Below are 13,711 nucleotides of genomic sequence, written 5' to 3'. Positions count from 1 at the left end.
CTCCCGTCCGCGCGCCTTTCCCCGCTGCTGAGGGGCGGCCGTCAGGCCCGGCCGACGTCGTAGACCCCCGCGACCTGCCGCATCACCCGCATCAGCGCGGGCAGCTCCGCGGCGTCGGCGAGCCGGAGGGTGTAGGTGTGGCGCACCCGCTGCTCGCTGGGCGGCTCCACGGTGGCCGCCACGATCGCGGCGCCCGCGGTGGCGATGGCCTCGGTGAGGTCGGCGAGCAGCCAGGGGCGCCCGAACGCCTCGGCGACCAGGGTGACCCGGCATCCGGAGGCCTCGCCCCAGCCGACGGACACCGTCTCCCGGCCGGCGGCCGCCATCCGGGCGACGGCGGGGCAGGCGGCCCGGTGGACGGTGACAGTGCCGCCCCGTACCGCGAACCCGGTCACCGCGTCCGGCGGTACGGGGGTGCAGCAGCGGGCCAGTCGGACCGGGGCGTCCGGGGGCCCGGCGAGCACGGCGCAGCCGGCGGAGTTCCGGTCGGACCGCCGCGGGCGGCCGGCCAGGGCCTCCGGGGCCACCGCCGCCCGGGGCTCGTCCGCCCGGGTCGGCACGGGGTCGGCCGCCGGGGCCGGCGGGTGGGCGGCGAGCCATCCGCCGATCGCGATCCGCGCGGCGGGTGTGATGGCGTACTCCAGCCACTCCGGCGACGGCCCGGAGGCGGGGGCCGGCGCGACCGGCTGGTGGCCGAGCAGCAGCTGTACGGCGTCGCCGTCGGCGAGCACGGTGCTCAGGGCGGCCAGGCGGCCGTTGACCCGGGCGCCGACGCAGTCATGGGCCGCCTCACCGTACTGGGCGTAGGCGGCGTCCACACAGGTGGCTCCGGCCGGCAGGGCGAGCGGACCGGCCTCCGGGCAGAAGACGGTGATCTCGCCGTCCTGGGCCAGGTCGACGCGGAGGGTCGCCCAGAAGGTGTCGGGATCCGGCGCGTGCCGCTGCCAGGCCAGCAGCCGGGACAGCCAGCCGGGCCGCGTCGGATCATGCCGCTCACCATCCTCCGTACCCTCCGCAACCCCATCCCCATCCCCATCCCCATCCGGGACAGGACAGGTCACGTCCTCGGCGGGTACGGCCGAAGCGGCGGAGGCCCCGCAGGCGTTGGCCGTCGTGCCAGACGCCGTATAGGGGTTGCCGAGGGCGACCACCCCCGCCTCGGCGACCTTGTGCATCCGATGGGTGCGGATCAGCACCTCGGCCACGGCTCCGTCCGGTGCGGCGACGGCGGTGTGCAGCGACTGGTACAGGTTGAACTTGGGGGTCGCGATGAAGTCCTTGAACTCCGAGACCACCGGGGTGAAGCAGGTGTGCAGCTCGCCGAGCACGCCGTAGCAGTCGGCGTCCTCCTCGACCAGGACCAGCAGCCGCCCGAAGTCGGTGGCGCGCAGCTCGCCGCGCTTGAGCAGGACCCGGTGGACCGAGACGAAGTGGCGCGGCCGGACCAGCACCTCGGCGGTGATCCGGGCCTCGCGCAGCACCCCGCGGACGTCCTCCGCGATCGCGGCCAGCGCGTCCGGTCCGGCGGCCGCGGCCACCAGGGCGCGTGTCTCCTCGTACTCGGCGGGGTGGAGGATGGCGAAGACCAGGTCCTCCAGTTCGGTCTTGAGCGCCTGGACGCCGAGCCGTTCGGCGAGCGGGATGAGCACGTCCCGGGTGACCTTGGCGATCCGCGCCTGCTTCTCCGGGCGCATCACCCCGAGGGTCCGCATGTTGTGCAGCCGGTCGGCGAGCTTGATCGACATGACCCGTACGTCGTTGCCGGTGGCGACCAGCATCTTGCGGAAGGTCTCGGGTTCGGCGGCGGCGCCGTAGTCGACCTTCTCCAACTTGGTGACGCCGTCGACCAGATACCGCACCTCGTCACCGAACTCAGACCCGACCTGATCGAGGGTCACCTCGGTGTCCTCGACGGTGTCGTGGAGCAGCGAGGCGGTCAACGTGGTCGTCTCCGCGCCCAGTTCGGCGAGGATCAGGGTGACGGCGAGCGGATGGGTGATGTAGGGCTCGCCGCTCTTGCGGAACTGGCCCCGGTGCGAGCACTCCGCCAGGACGTAGGCGCGGTGCAGCACGTCGAGGTCGGCGTCGGGGTGATGCGCGCGGTGGGCGTCGGCGACATGGCCGATGGCGTCGGACAGCCGGTCACGGGCGGCGGGACCGAGCAGCGCGGGGGCGAACAGGGCGGCGCGGCCGAGTCTGCGGAGGTCGATCCTCGGACGGGCGCGGCGCCGAGTGGGCGGAGCGGGGGCGGGCGCTGGGGCGGGACTGGCGGCCTCTGCGCTCATGGGGGCACCTCCGGCGGGTCGACCGGCGGAGGGCGGGGCTCGACACGCCCGCCGGGCCGGTGCTTGATGCTACCGACCCCACCACGGTGTGCTGTCCCACTCTCGCTCAGCGTGAACGGGACCACCCGTTCGAGCGAACCTCCAGCGATTAGTCGAACCCCCACACGGGTAAGGCCCCGGCCCACCGGTGGGACCTATGGCGCGGGTGGCGCCGGTGATGTGGATCGGGCGACAGCCTCAGCCGGTTGCCGCGACCGCAGCCGGCCGCCCCCGGCCTATTGCTGGGGGCGGGGCTCAGCCTGAGGCGCCGGCTGCCGCGTCGAACCAGGCGGGGTCGAAGTGGCCCTCGGCCACGATGACGGCGGGGCCGGTCATCTCGACGGTGCCGTCCGGGTGCTCGGTGATCACCAGGGTGCCGCCGAGGACGTCGACGGTGTACGTGACGGGGGTGCCGGTGAGGGCGGGGTCGGCCCCGTCCCGGCGGGCTGTGGCCACCGCCACGGCGCACGCCCCGGTCCCGCAGGAACGGGTCTCGGCGGCACCGCGCTCGTGGACGCGCATGGCCACATGGCGGGGGCCCCGGTCGACGACGAACTCGATGTTGACCCCGTCCGGGTAGACCGAGGCGGGGCTGTACGGCGGCTCGGTGTACAGGTCGCCGGCCTGGGCCAGGTCCTCGACGAAGGCGACGGCGTGCGGATTGCCCATGTTGACGTTGCGGGCGGGCCAGCTGCGCTCACCGACGCTGACGGTGGCCTGCTCCTCGGGCAGCCTGGCCCGGCCCATGGCGACGGTGACCTCGCCGTTCTTGGCGAGGTGGACGTGCTTGACGCCGCCGCGGGTGGCGACGGCGAGGTCCCCGGCGGTGACCAGCCCGGCGTGCTGGAGGTAGCGGGCGAACACCCGCACGCCGTTCCCGCACATCTCGGCGATCGAGCCGTCCGCGTTGCGGTAGTCCATGAACCACTCCGCCTCGCCGGCGGAGTCCCGCGCCTCGGGGTGGGCGGCGGACCGGACGACGTGCAGCAGCCCGTCGCCGCCGACTCCCGCGCGCCGGTCGCACAGCCGGGCCACCAGGGCGGCGGGCAGGTCGAGCGCGTTGTCCGGGTCGGGCACGATCACGAAGTCGTTCTCGGTGCCGTGGCCCTTGAGGAAGGCGATGGGTGCGGTGCTCACGGGGCCCATCGTACGACCGGGGTACGACAACCGGTGCATGACATCCGAGAGCCCCGGCCGATGCGGGGTCAGCGCAGGCGGGCGACGCGCCAGACGGCCAGCACCACGGGGACCGCGACCCCGGCCGCGTAGAGGACGAGCACCCGCCAGTCCGGGCGTTCGCCGGAGCCCCGGGCGGGCAGACCGGGCCAGGTGTAGCCGACCCGGCGGGCGGCCATCAGGCCCCAGCCGGCCGCGCAACCGCACAGCAGCAGGCCCAGCATGGCGAGGACCGCGCCCCCGTCACCGGAGCCGAAGGCGAGCGGGAAGCCGAACATCAGGGAGCCGATCACGGCCAGCCCCACGATGGGGGCGAGCTGCCAGATGCGGAGCTTGCGCTGCGGGCGCAGCTCCACCTCGACCTCGTCGGGCGCGATCCGCGGCGTGCCGTCCTCGTCGAGGTCGGGGCCGTCCGGGCTCAGGCCGGGTGGCGTGGCGAGCGGGGCGCCAGGGGCCGCGGTGCCCACCCGGATGTCCTCCGGTGGCGCCTGCTGCTCTTCTCTGTCGCGAGGGCCGGCCTCCATCGCCACGCGCCCTCCCCACTCGGAATCCACTGGCTCGTCGATGCTCGATGATGGCACGCTCCGGACCCCCGAAAGGGCGGCCGGAGCGTCCCGATGCCATCACGTGATCAGGCTGTGACCGCTCGTTCGACCAACGCCAATGCCTCCCCCGGGAGTTCCCCGCTGTGGGAGGCGCCGCCGCTCAGCCAGTGGACCCGCGGGTCGCGGCGGAACCAGGAGTCCTGGCGCCGGGCGAACCGCTTGGTGGCGCGCACCGTCTCGGCCCGGGCCTCGTCCTCGCCGCACTCCCCGGCGAGCGCGGCCAGCACCTGCTGGTAGCCGAGCGCGCGGCAGGCGGTGCGGCCCTCGCGCAGTCCGCGGGACTCCAGGGCCCGTACCTCGTCGACCAGCCCGGCCTCCCACATGCGGTCCACCCGCAGGGTGATGCGCTCGTCCAGCTCGGGGCGCTCGACGTCGACACCTATCTGGACGGTGTCGTACACGGAGTCCGGCCCGGGGAGGTTGGCGGTGAAGGGCCGGCCGGTGATCTCGATGACCTCCAGGGCGCGGACGATCCGGCGGCCGTTGCCGGGGAGGATCGCGCGGGCGGCCTCCGGGTCGGCGGTGGCGAGGCGGGCGTGCAGGGCGCCGGGGCCCCGCTCGGCGAGTTCGGCCTCCAGGCGGGCCCGGACGGCGGGGTCGGTGCCGGGGAACTCCAGGGCGTCGACGGCCCCGCGTACGTACAGTCCGGATCCGCCCACCAGTACCGGGGTGCGGCCCTCGGCGAGCAGGCGGTCGATCTCGGCGCGGGCGAGCCGCTGGTACTCGGCGACGCTGGCGGCCTCGGTGACGTCCCAGACGTCCAGCAGATGGTGGGGTACGCCGCCCCGCTCCTCGGGCGTCAGCTTGGCGGTGCCGATGTCCATCCCCCGGTAGAGCTGCATGGAGTCGGCGTTGACGACCTCGCCGCCGAGTCGCTGGGCCAGGAAGACACCCAGATCGGACTTTCCGGCCGCGGTGGGGCCGACGACGGCGATGACCCGTGGGGCCTGACGTGCGCTTCTCACCGGCCCAGTGTCCCAAATCCGCTCGGCTTCCCCGAACGGGTGAAGTGACGCCGCCGGATGGAGGTCGTTGCCTGATGCGAGGTTCCGGCCGCCGGTGTGCGCACCGGCTCCACCGGATGACGCAATGGGGCGCTCCGGACAACGCGGAATTTCGCCCGGTTGAGTAGGATATGGAGCAGTAATGGGCTTTTTCTCTTGGTTTCGCAGGAAGCCGTCCGGTGCTGCGGGCGAGGAGGCCACTGCCGCGCCGGTAGTGGCGGAGGAGTCCACCCAGGGCGGGCCGGAGCCGGCGGAGAGCGCCGAAGGTGGGCGGGGTTCGGAGCCGTCCGCCGATCCCGGCTCGGCCTCGGAGGCAGGGATCCCGAAGCAGCAGTCGGCCGAGGTGGCGGCGGACAACGAGGCAGGCGAGAACGCCCGCGCCTAGCGGGCGCCACGTACGACGACGGCATATGGACCGCGTACACCGCGTACCGACGAGGAAGGTGCCCGATGGGGTTTCTGGACACGCTGAAGGCCAAGCTCGGCCCCGCCAAGGACCGGGTGTCCGACCTGGCGCAGCAGCATGAGGGCAAGATCGACCAGGGCCTGGAGAAGGCGGCCCGGATGGTCGACGAACGGACCAAGGGCAAGTACAGCGACAAGATCGAGTCGGGTACGGGCAAGGCCAAGGACGCCGTCGGCCGTATCGCCCACCGGGACGAGGGCGGCTCCCCTCCCCCGCCCTCGCAGACTCCGCCCGCCTCCTAAGGTCCGGAGACGGAGGGGTACGTGGCCGGTCCGGGGCCCTGAGGGGTACGGGCCGGTCGCGGGCTGTGCGGGGTCAGGCCCAGGTGGCGGTGAAGTAGCCGACTCCGTAGGGGGCGTCCTCGTAAAGCAGCCGGCCGTCCAGTCCGGCTCCCCGGGCGGCGCCGGCGAGGACCTGCCAGGGGGCGCGTCCGGCGGCCTTCAGCTCGCGCGCGAGTTGGGGCTCCAGGGCGGCCAGGGCGGCGGTGTCGGCGGTGCCCAACGCCCGGGCGCAGCACTCGTCGAAGCCGGCGGCCCGCTCGTCCAGATAGCCGGGTGCCTTGACCGTACGGCAGGCGCTGCCGTCGCCCAGGACGAGCAGGGCGACGCGGGCGGCCCGTCCGGCCAGTTCGCGGCCGGCCTCGGCGCAGGCCTCGGGTGCCAGCCGGTCGCCGACGGCCAGCCCCTCGACCGGGGCGTCGGCCCATCCCGTACGGGACAGCAGCCAGGCCCCGACCGCGAGGGAGCCGGGCAGCGGGCGGTCGGTGGGGGCGCCGGTGCCCAGTCGTACGGCGAGGTCGACGCCGTAGCCGCGGAAGTCGCCCACCGATCCGGCGGGGTACGGCACGGTGGCCGCGCCCTCGTCCGGTCCGACCGCCACCAGCAGGTCCGGGCGGGAGGCGGCGAGGACGGCGAGCGCGTCGGAGCAGGCCGTGCGGGCGGCGTCCAGTTCGGGCGCGGCGCCGGCGGCCACCTCGGGGACGAGCAGCGGCGGGCAGGGGCAGACGGCGGCGGCGACAAGCATGATCCGCAGCGTAGCCGCTGCCCCGGCGTGCCGGATTCCCGCCGGAACACGCCCCCGCTGAAACCCCCCGCCGGAACAGGACTCCGCTGGAACACGGCTCCGCGCGGAGGGCGCGGCGCGCGTCAGGAGACGGCGCAACCGCCGGTGACGGGCGGGAGGGGGGCGGGGACGCCGATCTGGGGCAGGCCCAGCATCACTCCGGCGGGGGCGGGCGCCGTGGCGGTGTTCCGCTTCTCCCAGGCGTCGCCGGCGCGGGTGCGGCGGACCGCGGTGGTCCGGCCCTCGGCGAGCAGGTGGTGCGGGGCGGCGTAGGTGATCTCCACGGTGACCACGTCGCCGGGGCGCACCTCCTGCTCCGGCTTGGTGAAGTGGACCAGCCGGTTGTCGGGGGCGCGGCCGGAGAGGCGGTGGGTGGCGCCGTCCTTGCGGCCCTCGCCCTCGGCGACCATGACCTCCAGGGTGCGGCCGACCTGCTTCTTGTTCTCCTCCCAGGAGATCTCCTCCTGGACGGCGACCAGCCGCTCGTAGCGGGCCTGGACGATCTCCTTGGGCAGCTGGCCGTCCATGGTGGCGGCGGGGGTGCCGGGGCGCTTGGAGTACTGGAAGGTGAAGGCCTGGGCGAAGCGGGCCTCGCGGACGGTGTGCAGGGTCTGCTCGAAGTCCTCCTCGGTCTCGCCGGGGAAGCCCACGATGATGTCGGTGGAGATGGCGGCGTGCGGGATGGCGGCGCGGACCTTCTCGATGATCCCGAGGAAGCGCTCCTGGCGGTAGGAGCGGCGCATCGCCTTGAGCACGGTGTCGGAGCCGGACTGGAGCGGCATGTGCAGCTGCGGCATGACGTTCGGCGTCTCGGCCATGGCGGCGATGACGTCGTCGGTGAAGTCGCGGGGGTGCGGGGAGGTGAAGCGGACCCGCTCCAGTCCCTCGATGGAGCCGCAGGCGCGCAGCAGCTTGGAGAACGCCTGGCGGTCGCCGATGTCGGAGCCGTAGGCGTTGACGTTCTGGCCGAGCAGGGTGATCTCGGAGACGCCCTCGCCGACCAGGGCCTCGATCTCGGCGAGGATGTCGCCGGGGCGGCGGTCCTTCTCCTTGCCGCGCAGCGCGGGAACGATGCAGAAGGTGCAGGTGTTGTTGCAGCCGACGGAGATCGACACCCAGGCCGCGTAGGCGGATTCGCGGCGGGTGGGCAGGGTGGAGGGGAAGGCCTCCAGCGACTCGGCGATCTCGACCTGCGCCTCCTCCTGGACGCGGGCGCGCTCCAGCAGCACCGGCAGCTTGCCGATGTTGTGGGTGCCGAAGACCACGTCGACCCAGGGGGCCCGCTTGACGATGGTGTCGCGGTCCTTCTGGGCGAGGCAGCCGCCGACGGCGATCTGCATCCCGGGGCGGGAGGCCTTGCGGGGCGCGAGCCGGCCGAGGTTGCCGTACAGCTTGTTGTCGGCGTTCTCCCGCACCGCGCAGGTGTTGAACACGACGACGTCCGCGTCCCCGTCGGCGTCCTCGGGGGCGCGGACGTATCCGGCGCCCTCCAGGAGGCCGGAGAGGCGCTCGGAGTCGTGGACGTTCATCTGGCACCCGTAGGTGCGGACCTCGTAGGTCCTGGTGCCTGTTCCCGTCCCCTGGGCGTCCACGGTGCTGCTCCGGCGGCTGCTGCTGGTCATCCCTCAAGGGTAAGTGCTTCCCCGAGTGCCCCCGCCGGGCCCCGGCACCCTCCGACGACCGTGGAAGACGGTCCCCGGACACAGCAGGGCAACGGTTGCGCACGGACCCTGGCCCGGTGCCGGGAGCGGCTGGCAGGATCGCGGCCATGCTCCCGGCCCTGACCCCGCTTCGCCGTGCCCGTGTACTCCGGGTGGCGGCGGTACTGGCGGTGGTGCTGGGGCTGCTGGCCTGGTGGCTGGTGCCGGACGGCCGTCCGGAGCCGCGGGGGCGGGTGGTGTTCAGCACCGGGGTGCCCACCGGGGTGTACCAGCGGTACGGGGAGCTGCTGAAGGAGGCGCTCGCCCGGGATCTGCCGGAGGTCTCGGTGGACCTGCGCGACAGCGAGGGCTCGCAGCAGAACCTGGCGCGGGTCGCGGCCGGCCAGGCCGACTTCACGGTGGCCACGGCGGACGCGGTGGCCGCCTATCTGCGGGACCGCCGGCCGGGTGCCGACCGGCTGCGGGGCTGCGCGCGGCTGTACGACGACTATGTGCAGCTGGTGGTGCCGCGGGACTCGCCGGTGCGCTCGGCCCGGGATCTGCGGGGCACGCGGGTGGGGGTCGGGCAGGACGGCTCGGGGGTCCGGCTGCTGGCGAACCGGCTGCTGTCGGGTGCCGGGCTGGACACCGCAGAGGACCTCGCCCCGGTCTCGGCGGGCATCGACACCATGCCGGGGCTGCTGGAGCGGGGCGAGCTGGACGCCTTCTTCTGGTCGGGCGGTCTGCCGACGGCGGCGGTGCAGGAGCTGTCCGCGCGTTTCCCGGTGCGGCTGGTGCCGCTGGAGGAGGGCCTGATCGGCCGGCTGCACGAGACGGGCAGCCCGCACTACCGCTCGGCGGTCATCCCGGGAGACGCCTATCCGCAGGCGCAGCGCGGGGAGCCGGTGCCGACGGTGGCGGTGGCCAATCTGCTGGTGACCACCGAGGACGCGGACGCGGCCCTGACGGAGGCCTTCACCCGTACGGTGATAGGGAGCAGGGACCGGATCGGCGGCAAGGTGCACTCGGCCCAGCTGGTGGATCTGCGTACCGCGATCTACACCGATCCGCTGCCGCTGCACGAGGGCGCCCGGCGCTACTACCACTCGGTGAAGCCCTGAGCCGGCTGGTTCGGCCCGTTCAGGCGGTTCGGTTCTCGTGCTGCGGTGCGGTACGGGGCAGGGTGACGGTGACCCGCAGTCCGTGCGGTTCGTGGTGTCCGTAGCCGATGCCGGCGCCGCCCGCGGCGAGCAGGGCGCGGGAGATGGACAGGCCGAGGCCGGAGCCCTTGACGTTCTGGTGGCGGTTGCTGCGCCAGAAGCGGTCGCCGATCCGGGCGAGCTCCTCCTCGCTGAGCCCCGGGCCCTGGTCGGTGATCGTGATCATGGTGGTGTCGCCCTCGGCGGAGGTGGCGACATGCACCTCCTGGCCCTCGGGGGTGAACTTCAGCGCGTTGTCGATCACGGCGTCCAGGGCGCTGGAGAGGGCCACCGGGTCGGCCCAGGCGGTGACGGCGCGGCCGCCGCCGGTGAGCCGTACGCCCTTCTCGTCGGCGAGCGGGCGCCAGGCGGCGAGCCGTTCGCCGGTCAGGGCGCCGATGTCGGTGAGCCGCAGGTCGGCGGCGGCGTGTTCGGCGAGGGCCAGGTCCAGCAGGTCGTCCAGGACCCGGGCGAGCCGTTTGCCCTCGGTGCGTACGGAAGCGATCTCCTCGTTGCCCTCGGGGAGTTCCAGGGCGAGCAGCTCGATCCGCAGCAGCAGCGCGGCGAGCGGGTTGCGCAACTGGTGGGAGGCGTCGGCGACGAAGGCGCGCTGCTGTTCCAGCACCTCTTCGACGTTGTCGGCCATCTCGTTGAACGAGCGGGCGAGGCGGCGCAGTTCGGGGGGCCCGCCGGCCGGGGCGACCCGGGAGTTGAGCCGGCCGGTAGCGATGTCGTGGGTGGCCGCGTCCAGCACCCGTACCGGTCTGAGCACCCAGCCGGTGAGCCGGATGGCGGCGGCGACGGCGAGCAGCATGGCGGCGGACTCGCCGGCGGCGATCAGCAGCCAGCCCTGGAGGATCCGGGAGCGGAGCTGGCCGGTGGGCGAGTCGGTGACGACCACGGCGACCACGTCGCCGTCGCGGACCACCGGTGAGGCGACCGCGAGCCGGGCGCCGCCCTGCCAGGGCCAGACCTGGGGCGGGTCGTGGCTGCGCCGGCCGAGCAGGGCCTCGCGGAAGGCGCGGCGGGTCTCGCCGTCCCGCGGCAGCTCCCAGTCGAGCGGGGCGCGGGCCATGGAGGTGCCGTCGCGGTAGAGGACGGCGGCCTCGATCCCGTACACCTGCCGGTAGCGCAGCAGTTCGGACTGGAGGGTGGACTGCCGCTCGTCCAGGCCGGGGCTGCGTTCGGTGACGAACTGGGCGAGGGCGGCGAACCGCGCGGTGTCGTCGATGCGGTCCACCACGACGGTCTGCTGGCGGGCGGCGGCCAGGCTGGCGGCGAGCGGGAAGCCGAGGGCGAGCAGGACACCGGCCATCAGGACGATGAGCAGCGGCAGCAGGCGGGAGCGCACGGGTGGGGCCTCGGAGGGGTCAGCCGGCCGGTGCGGGGACGACCAGGCGGTAGCCGACCCCGCGGACGGTCTCGATGAGTGCGGGCATCCGCAGTTTGGACCGCAGCGAGGCGACATGCACCTCCAGGGTGCGGCCGGTGCCCTCCCAACTGGTGCGCCACACCTCGCTGATGATCTGTTCGCGGCGGAAGACCACCCCGGGGCGCTGGGCGAGGAGGGCGAGCAGGTCGAACTCCTTGCGGGTGAGCGGGACGGCGACGCCGTCGACGCTGACCCGGCGGGTGGAGAGCTCCACGGCCACCGGGCCGAGCCGCAGCGGGGCGGCCTCCTGCGCTTCGCCGGGCGCCGCGCCGTCCTCGGTCTCGGCGGCGCCGGAGCGGCGGGCGACGGCGTGGATACGGGCGAGCAGTTCGCCGGTGTCGTAGGGCTTGACCACGTAGTCGTCGGCGCCCAGGTTCAGCCCGTGGATGCGGGAGCGTACGTCGCTGCGCGCGGTCACCATGATCACCGGGGTGGAGGTGAGCCGGCGCAGCCGCCCGCACACCTGGTAGCCGTCCTGGTCGGGCAGCCCGAGGTCGAGCAGGACCACCGCGAAGGGCGCCCGCTGGCCGTGGGCGGTGGGCAGCACGGCCTGCAGGGCCTCCTCGCCGTTGCGGGCGTGCACCACCTCGAAGCCGTGCTTCTTCAGCACGGCGGACAGCGCCGCGGCGACATGGTCGTCGTCCTCCACGAGCAGCAGTCTCATGGGCCTCTCCGTTCCCCCCTCCGGGCCTCCCGGGGAAGTCCCCCTCCGGGCAGGTGAACGCCCGGCGGTCCGGCGGCCACCCCGGCATGAACGCTGATGGGCGGGGTCCGCGTCAAGGGGGTTCCCGGACACCGCGGGATCCGTTATGGACCCGTACTCAGGGTGTCGGCCGTCTTCACCCAGTGTGTCGGGTCGCGGCCGGATCGTTATGCTCAAGTTCCGCTCAGATGTGATGACGCTGGTCCCGCCCGGTGCCTATGGTCCATGGCTAACCGAGGAGGACGGAGCAGCCGATGAGCGGAGTATCAGTGACCAAGGGCCCGGAGGACGCCGCACGCACCACCGGCGACCTGGTCGTGCTGAGCAACGTCAACAAGCACTTCGGCGCGCTGCACGTGCTCCAGGACATCGATCTGACCATCGCCCGCGGCGAGGTGGTCGTGGTGATCGGTCCGTCCGGGTCCGGCAAGTCGACGTTGTGCCGCACGATCAACCGGCTGGAGACCATCGACTCCGGCGCCATCACCATCGACGGCCGGCCGCTGCCGCAGGAGGGCAAGGAGCTGGCCCGGCTGCGCTCGGACGTCGGCATGGTGTTCCAGTCGTTCAATCTCTTCGCGCACAAGACCGTGCTGGAGAACGTGGTGCTGGGCCAGGTCAAGGTCCGCAAGACGGACCGCAAGGCCGCCGAGCGCAAGGGCCGGGCGCTGCTCGACCGGGTCGGCGTCGGCACCCAGGCCGACAAGTACCCGGCCCAGCTGTCCGGCGGCCAGCAGCAGCGCGTGGCGATCGCCCGTGCGCTGGCCATGGACCCGAAGGTGATGCTCTTCGACGAGCCGACCTCCGCGCTGGACCCCGAGATGATCAACGAGGTCCTGGAGGTCATGCAGCAGCTGGCCCGCGAGGGCATGACGATGGTCGTCGTCACCCACGAGATGGGCTTCGCCCGCTCCGCCGCCAACCGCGTGGTCTTCATGGCGGACGGCCGGATCGTGGAGGAGGCGGCCCCCGAGCAGTTCTTCAGCAGCCCGCGCAGCGACCGGGCCAAGGACTTCCTCTCCAAGATCCTGCACCACTGACCACCGGCCCCACTCCGGTGCCGGCACCTGCGGCACCCGCTCTCCGGGCTCCCGGCGACGACCGACGACCGACGACCGACGACCCGCAACGACCACACGACCAAGGGATGTTCACCATGAAGTTCCGCAAGACGGCCGCGCTGGCCGTTGCCGTGCTCGCACTGACCGCCACCGCCTGCGGCGGCAAGGAGGGCTCCGCCGGCGACAAGCCGGGCGGGGTGCAGCCGGGCGCCTCCGACGCCCCGGCGCTGCCCAAGTACGTCGTCGCCACCGACGTGAGCGTGGACTCGCCGACCTTCAAGTCCGCCAAGGAGCGCGGCAAGCTGGTCATCGGTTCCAAGGCCGACCAGCCGTACCTGGGCTTCGAGGACCAGTCCACCAAGGAGCGCTCCGGCTTCGACGTGGAGATCGCCAAGCTGATCGCCGCCGAGCTGGGCTTCACCGAGGCGCAGATCGAGTGGAAGACGGTCGACTCCGCCACCCGCGAGACCGCCATCTCCAAGGGCCAGGTCGACTACTACGTGGGCACCTACACGATCAACGACAAGCGCAAGGCGCAGGTCGGCTTCGCGGGCCCGTACTACAAGGCCGGTGCCGACCTGCTGGTCCGCAAGGAAGACACCGCCATCACCGGCCCCAAGGCCGTCAAGGGCAAGAAGGTCTGCTCGATCAAGGGCTCCACCCCGCTGCAGGAGATCAAGAAGCCCGAGTACGGCGCGCAGACCACCGAGCTGGGCAAGTACTCGGACTGCGTCCAGCAGCTGCTGACCAAGCAGGTCGACGCGGTGACCACGGACGACGCCATCCTCAAGGGCTACGCCGCGCAGAACCCCGGCAAGCTCAAGGTCGTCGGCCAGCCGTTCACGCAGGAGCCCTACGGCATCGGCATGAACAAGGACGACAAGGCCCTGCGCGACAAGGTCAACGACGTGCTGGAGGCCAAGACCAAGGACGGCACGTACAAGAAGATCTACGACGCCACCCTCGGCCTGTCCGGCTCCGCGTACACCGAGCCGCCGGCGCTCGAGCGCTACTGACGCCGGGCCCGGGGCGCGGGCAC

Annotated in this window: 13 protein-coding genes; 5 read left to right on the top strand and 8 right to left on the bottom strand. The window is 73.2% G+C overall.

All coding sequences use genetic code 11. From position 1 onward, the window contains the following. Positions 1-41: 41 nt before the first annotated feature. From M1O15_RS00255 to miaA, 4 genes are all read right to left on the bottom strand, one after another. Positions 42-2,285, bottom strand: coding sequence for a RelA/SpoT family protein (locus tag M1O15_RS00255; RefSeq protein ID WP_248631071.1), 2,244 nt, complete (start codon positions 2,283-2,285; stop codon positions 42-44). Between the two features lie 294 nt (positions 2,286-2,579). Next, a complete protein-coding gene (gene dapF / locus M1O15_RS00250) occupies positions 2,580-3,470 on the bottom strand; it encodes a diaminopimelate epimerase (RefSeq protein WP_248631070.1) in 891 nt (296 codons plus the stop codon). 59 nt (positions 3,471-3,529) lie between these two features. Next, on the bottom strand, positions 3,530-4,024 hold the full coding sequence (locus M1O15_RS00245; protein WP_248631326.1) for a hypothetical protein: 495 nt from the start codon (positions 4,022-4,024) through the stop codon (positions 3,530-3,532). A gap of 107 nt (positions 4,025-4,131) precedes the next feature. Further along, a complete protein-coding gene (gene miaA, locus M1O15_RS00240) occupies positions 4,132-5,070 on the bottom strand; it encodes a tRNA (adenosine(37)-N6)-dimethylallyltransferase MiaA (RefSeq protein ID WP_248631069.1) in 939 nt (312 codons plus the stop codon). Positions 5,071-5,251: 181 nt separating this feature from the next. Here miaA and M1O15_RS00235 point away from each other — a divergent pair, with 181 nt between their 5' ends. Both M1O15_RS00235 and M1O15_RS00230 read left to right on the top strand, forming a co-directional pair. After that, positions 5,252-5,494: a hypothetical protein gene (locus M1O15_RS00235; protein ID WP_248631068.1), complete on the top strand. Its 243-nt coding sequence runs from the start codon at positions 5,252-5,254 to the stop codon at positions 5,492-5,494. Positions 5,495-5,559: 65 nt separating this feature from the next. Next, entirely contained in the window at positions 5,560-5,817 is a 258-nt protein-coding gene (locus tag M1O15_RS00230) for an antitoxin (RefSeq protein ID WP_248631067.1), read from the top strand. Between the two features lie 73 nt (positions 5,818-5,890). Here the strand turns inward: M1O15_RS00230 and M1O15_RS00225 are convergent, their stop codons facing one another. Continuing rightward, a complete protein-coding gene (locus tag M1O15_RS00225) occupies positions 5,891-6,598 on the bottom strand; it encodes a class III extradiol dioxygenase subunit B-like domain-containing protein (RefSeq protein ID WP_248631066.1) in 708 nt (235 codons plus the stop codon). A 122-nt stretch (positions 6,599-6,720) separates the two neighbouring features. Further along, positions 6,721-8,259: a tRNA (N6-isopentenyl adenosine(37)-C2)-methylthiotransferase MiaB gene (gene miaB / locus M1O15_RS00220; RefSeq protein WP_248631065.1), complete on the bottom strand. Its 1,539-nt coding sequence runs from the start codon at positions 8,257-8,259 to the stop codon at positions 6,721-6,723. A gap of 146 nt (positions 8,260-8,405) precedes the next feature. Between miaB and M1O15_RS00215 the strand changes: the two genes are divergently transcribed. Next, positions 8,406-9,398 (top strand): TAXI family TRAP transporter solute-binding subunit, encoded by a 993-nt coding sequence (locus M1O15_RS00215; protein ID WP_248631064.1) that lies wholly within the window; start codon positions 8,406-8,408, stop codon positions 9,396-9,398. Positions 9,399-9,417: 19 nt separating this feature from the next. On the opposite strand, the gene M1O15_RS00210 is transcribed toward M1O15_RS00215, so the two are convergent. After that, on the bottom strand, positions 9,418-10,827 hold the full coding sequence (locus M1O15_RS00210; protein WP_248631063.1) for a sensor histidine kinase: 1,410 nt from the start codon (positions 10,825-10,827) through the stop codon (positions 9,418-9,420). A 19-nt stretch (positions 10,828-10,846) separates the two neighbouring features. Then, positions 10,847-11,572, bottom strand: coding sequence for a response regulator transcription factor (locus M1O15_RS00205; protein ID WP_248631062.1), 726 nt, complete (start codon positions 11,570-11,572; stop codon positions 10,847-10,849). Between the two features lie 293 nt (positions 11,573-11,865). Between M1O15_RS00205 and M1O15_RS00200 the strand changes: the two genes are divergently transcribed. Together M1O15_RS00200 and M1O15_RS00195 are read left to right on the top strand one after the other, a co-directional pair. After that, positions 11,866-12,651, top strand: coding sequence for an amino acid ABC transporter ATP-binding protein (locus M1O15_RS00200; RefSeq protein WP_248631061.1), 786 nt, complete (start codon positions 11,866-11,868; stop codon positions 12,649-12,651). Between the two features lie 116 nt (positions 12,652-12,767). Beyond that, on the top strand, positions 12,768-13,688 hold the full coding sequence (locus M1O15_RS00195) for a glutamate ABC transporter substrate-binding protein (RefSeq protein ID WP_248631060.1): 921 nt from the start codon (positions 12,768-12,770) through the stop codon (positions 13,686-13,688). Positions 13,689-13,711: the final 23 nt, after the last annotated feature.

This window comes from Streptomyces lichenis, from assembly GCF_023218175.1.
Classification (GTDB): domain Bacteria; phylum Actinomycetota; class Actinomycetes; order Streptomycetales; family Streptomycetaceae; genus Streptomyces; species Streptomyces lichenis.
The sequence above is the reverse complement of the archived record's forward strand: the minus strand, read 5'-3'. Positions and strand labels throughout refer to the sequence as shown.

Bases quoted from the DNA above. Each gene is read 5' to 3' on its own strand.
- M1O15_RS00235 (WP_248631068.1), top strand. From the start codon at position 5,252: ATGGGCTTTTTCTCTTGGTTTCGCAGGAAGCCGTCCGGTGCTGCGGGC.
- M1O15_RS00200 (WP_248631061.1), top strand. From the start codon at position 11,866: ATGAGCGGAGTATCAGTGACCAAGGGCCCGGAGGACGCCGCACGCACC.
- miaB (WP_248631065.1), bottom strand. From the start codon at position 8,259: ATGACCAGCAGCAGCCGCCGGAGCAGCACCGTGGACGCCCAGGGGACG.
- M1O15_RS00215 (WP_248631064.1), top strand. From the start codon at position 8,406: ATGCTCCCGGCCCTGACCCCGCTTCGCCGTGCCCGTGTACTCCGGGTG.
- dapF (WP_248631070.1), bottom strand. From the start codon at position 3,470: ATGGGCCCCGTGAGCACCGCACCCATCGCCTTCCTCAAGGGCCACGGC.
- M1O15_RS00255 (WP_248631071.1), bottom strand. From the start codon at position 2,285: ATGAGCGCAGAGGCCGCCAGTCCCGCCCCAGCGCCCGCCCCCGCTCCG.
- M1O15_RS00205 (WP_248631062.1), bottom strand. From the start codon at position 11,572: ATGAGACTGCTGCTCGTGGAGGACGACGACCATGTCGCCGCGGCGCTG.
- M1O15_RS00230 (WP_248631067.1), top strand. From the start codon at position 5,560: ATGGGGTTTCTGGACACGCTGAAGGCCAAGCTCGGCCCCGCCAAGGAC.
- M1O15_RS00225 (WP_248631066.1), bottom strand. From the start codon at position 6,598: ATGCTTGTCGCCGCCGCCGTCTGCCCCTGCCCGCCGCTGCTCGTCCCC.
- M1O15_RS00245 (WP_248631326.1), bottom strand. From the start codon at position 4,024: ATGGAGGCCGGCCCTCGCGACAGAGAAGAGCAGCAGGCGCCACCGGAG.
- M1O15_RS00195 (WP_248631060.1), top strand. From the start codon at position 12,768: ATGAAGTTCCGCAAGACGGCCGCGCTGGCCGTTGCCGTGCTCGCACTG.